Source organism: Clostridium sp. AF32-12BH (assembly GCF_003477935.1).
Taxonomy (GTDB): domain Bacteria; phylum Bacillota; class Clostridia; order Lachnospirales; family Lachnospiraceae; genus Brotaphodocola.
Genome location: NZ_QUEH01000038.1, coordinates 1 through 3684, shown reverse-complemented (window position 1 = coordinate 3684; position 3684 = coordinate 1). Strand labels below are relative to the sequence as shown.

General features: G+C 49.0%; 4 protein-coding genes. All 4 read right to left on the bottom strand.

Annotated features, from left to right (window positions below; genetic code table 11):
- Nucleotides 1-256: 256 nt before the first annotated feature.
- On the bottom strand, nt 257-1369 hold the full coding sequence (gene mobV / locus DWZ40_RS19005; protein ID WP_182431792.1) for a MobV family relaxase: 1113 nt from the start codon (nt 1367-1369) through the stop codon (nt 257-259).
- A gap of 260 nt (nt 1370-1629) precedes the next feature.
- A complete protein-coding gene (locus DWZ40_RS19000; RefSeq protein ID WP_117891194.1) occupies nt 1630-1923 on the bottom strand; it encodes a hypothetical protein in 294 nt (97 codons plus the stop codon).
- Nucleotides 1924-1971: 48 nt separating this feature from the next.
- Nucleotides 1972-2154 (bottom strand): hypothetical protein, encoded by a 183-nt coding sequence (locus DWZ40_RS18995; protein WP_117452303.1) that lies wholly within the window; start codon nt 2152-2154, stop codon nt 1972-1974.
- Between the two features lie 58 nt (nt 2155-2212).
- Nucleotides 2213-3684: hypothetical protein (locus DWZ40_RS18990; RefSeq protein ID WP_347560134.1), on the bottom strand; the 1472-nt coding region annotated here is incomplete at its 5' end.

Genomic DNA, 3684 nt, shown 5'->3' with positions numbered 1-3684 from the left:
TCCGAAACCGTCTTGTAATCTCTCTTTGCCACTCCAAATTCGCCCCTCTTTTTATGCCATATCAAGTATGTTACCCCGTTCCCCTCTGGCTTCGCCTTGACCGCTAATCTTATCAATGAGTTTTTTTACCTTTTTCGATTATAAAATAGGTGCTATGCTGTGTCAATACGGCATAGCACCTTGACCGCTAATCTTATCAATAGAGTTTTTCCCTGTTTTCTGCCGTCCTAAGAATTATTTTCTTTGCTTCTCAGAATTATCTCTCATGGTCTTTCTGGGGCTTCTTCCTGCCTATAAGAGCTTGAAACTGCTCCCATAAGGGTTTTACTTGCGGTAAAGAAATAAAACGCTCTAAGAGGCTTATACGGGCTTCCAGAGCCTTAATGTGATTGTCCTTGCCAGCTTCTTTTCTGGCTCGCTCTATTCGCTCTGCCATGCCGTCCCAACCGAACTTCTCTGTACCCTCTGCCTTTTTCTCTTTTACTGCTGTTTCGACCACGGATAGCTCCGACTTCGCTTCGCTGATCCGCTTCTGCAAGTCAAGCAGGATAGGCTTCTGCTGATTGACCGTCTCATGTACTCGCTTCATAGTCTGGTTTGCCCTGCTCTTAACTTCTTCCAGACGCTCTTTTTCGCCCTGTAAGGTGTCTTTCCTGTCCTGCATGGCAGAAAGCTCCTGTTTGACCGTTTCAAGGCTTCTGGTGGCTTCTGAAAGCTCCTGCTTACAGTCCTCTGCGATTATTTGAAGCTCCTGTGCGATTGCTCCGTGTTCATTTGCCATTTCCAGAGCCTTTTGCTCCTTGAATCGGGCTTCTGACAGGTGGGTACGCTCCGACCCCTCTACACCACGCTCCAAGCCGTATTTCTCGCCCACATCACGGGCAAACTCTGTCTGTATGGCTTTCATTTCGGTTTTCGTGAAGATAGCCTTTGCCGACAATCTGCCGTCCTGCGTTATCGGCATGACACCGATATGTAGGTGAGGGGTAGTCTCGTCCATGTGGACGGTAGCATTAAGCACCCTGTCAGCTCCGTAGCGGTCAGAGAACCACTTGACGCTGTCCTCGAAGAACTCCCTCTGACGGTCAGTTCCCAGGGCTTCCATTGTTTCACTGTCCGAGGTCACTATGAAGTTGCAGACCACAACAGCGTCCTTTCTGACGGCTCGACTGCTTTCGACAAGGTTCGACAATTTCTCTTTGATTGACCTCTTGTAGTTGTCACAGGGAACAAGGTCATAGTTGTCCTCTGAACGGCTCATATCTACATCTGGGTTCGTCTTAGGTTCATGCTCACGGTTGTTGTGGCTCTGAATCCCACCGACCGCCCCAGACTTTATTTTCATCATGTGAACGACTGCATAGCCCACTTTAATTCCCCCTCTCATTTCCTCACGGTGAGTATGTAAAGTATAGCACATTATACTTTACTCCGTAAAGCCATGTGCAGGGGATACTCCCCTTGACCCCTCTTGGGGCTTTGCCCCAAACCCCACACTCGCCGTGTGGCAGGGGAATAAGCTATTGCTTTTTCCCCTTGGGGAAGTGTTACGCTTCACTCCGTCAAGGTCGGGTAGTATTTTCCCCTACGGAGAAAATCTCCACCCTCTGCCTTGACTGCGTTCTCGCTTTATCTGCCCTCAAGAACCTCTTTCGCCATCTTTTCATCGAACAGCCAACGGAGCTGTCCGACCACCTTTTCTCTTGCGTCCTCGTCAATGTCCGCACTCTGGACAGCCATTTTGAGGTAAGCTCTGATGATGTCATTAAATGCCGAGCTGTCCACCATTCGACATAAATCGTCACTGTCGCAGGTGGCAAGAAAGTCATAGACACGAATTTCTCTGTCCGCTGTCTCCTTGTCAATTTTCCCCTGCTTCACTAACTGCCTGTAACTGTCCGCCATCATTTCATATCCGTTCATTTTCGCCCTCCTGTGTCGCTTCGTGTCGCTCTTTGTCGCTTGTTGTCGCTATTTGTCGAATTTCATGCTTGACTGTCCTCTGACCTGTGCGTTCTTGACCTTTAGCACCTGCCATGCGATATGTTCAATAGCACCGCTCAAACCGCCCTGCAAATGGTTCTCATAGGCATACTGCAAGATACGCTCCTGCGTTTCCTCTGTAATCGTGATGTTTACTCGCTTCTTTGCCATGTTGTCCGCTCCTTTCTATGTGTATATTATACACACTATATACACACTTGTCAAGCCGTTATTTCCACCATTTGTAGACGGTCGGTTTGCTCAATCCTGTCTCTCTGATGCAGTCGGCTTTCCTGCCGTCTGGGTGTGCCTTTCGCCATTCTTCGACAATTTTCGACATTTCTGGTCTGCCACCATTGGTACACTCGCCCATTTCAACCTTAAAAGCCCTTTGATTGTTCATGTACTTCACATGAATGGCTCGTTTTCGCCCGTTTCGCTTGTTTGGTGGGATAGGATCCTTTGTCTGTTTCTCAATCCGCTCCCTGCTTGCCATGGTGCTAAGGAGCTGATTATCCGCTTTGAGGGCTTTCAGAGCGTCTTTCACATCTTCCCTTGTGAAATGGTTGTCCTCGTCCTCTGTGAGACTGTCCAGACGCTCCAGAAAGCCGTATGCGTCCTGCCTTATCTGCTTCTCTGGAATACCGCATTTCAAGCCGTAGGCACACAATGCCATGATTGAGAAGTATCGTCCACCAACCTTGACTTCTCCGTCCATTTTGCCCTTCCACCACTCATACAGGGCGGTATTGCAAGTCCAAGTCTTTTTCAATGGCTTTCCTTCGACAATTTTCGACTGATACCACTCTGGGTACAGCTCCTTTGCTTCTTCCAGAGTGTGTTTTCCCTGCTTCTTCGGTGGCTTCTGGTACAGGGGAGAGAGGTCAATCTTGCACAGGGGCATACTCGCCTTGATTTCTTCCAGAGCGTAGCTGCTATCGCATAGCTGCCACGCTCTTACAGGGTAGCCCTCGCCAAATTTCGACAAACTTCCCACGCACCTAAAGCCTTGATATACCCCCGTAATGTCTGGGTTATCTGGTCGGATAGAGCTTGTGTCATTCCAATGTCTGCGGATAAAGTCCTCTTTCAGTGCCGAGAGGAGCTTTTCTCGGTTGGCATACAGCTCCACCGGCTCTTTCAGCAGATAGTACAGGTGGACACCCTTTCCGGAGCTTACGAGGAATGTCGGGCAGAGCTGAACGCCGTTCCCGAACTGCTTCAGCATATTCTTGAGCTGTTGCAAGCCCACATAGTCAATGTCGATTGCCATAGCAAAGAGCTGATGAGCGTTCTCCTTTGTGTGTGTCTTGCCGTAAAAGGACAAAGGTGGAATAAGCCCGAAGCTGTCTCCTATGACCTTATCGAGCATATCCAAACTGTCATCAATGACCCACTGCTTCGTCCTGCCTTTCCCAGACGGTCTTATCTGGGTGGCAATGATATTCCCTTTCCCGTCATGCTCCCTGCTCTGCAAGCTCCCCTCTGGGAATATGGCACGGTAGAACTCTTTCGGTTGAAGCTCCCTGTACCCTCTCTCGTTCATCAACTTAGCCTTGTCACGGTATGCCTTTTTCCATTCCGAAACCGTCTTGTAATCTCTCTTTGCCACTCCAAATTCACCCCTCTTTTTATGCCATATCAAGTATGTTACCCCGTACCCCTCTGGCTTCGCCTTGACCGCTAATCTTATCAATGAGT

Bases quoted from the DNA above. Each gene is read 5' to 3' on its own strand.
- DWZ40_RS18995 (WP_117452303.1), bottom strand. From the start codon at position 2,154: ATGGCAAAGAAGCGAGTAAACATCACGATTACAGAGGAAACGCAGGAG.
- DWZ40_RS19000 (WP_117891194.1), bottom strand. From the start codon at position 1,923: ATGAACGGATATGAAATGATGGCGGACAGTTACAGGCAGTTAGTGAAG.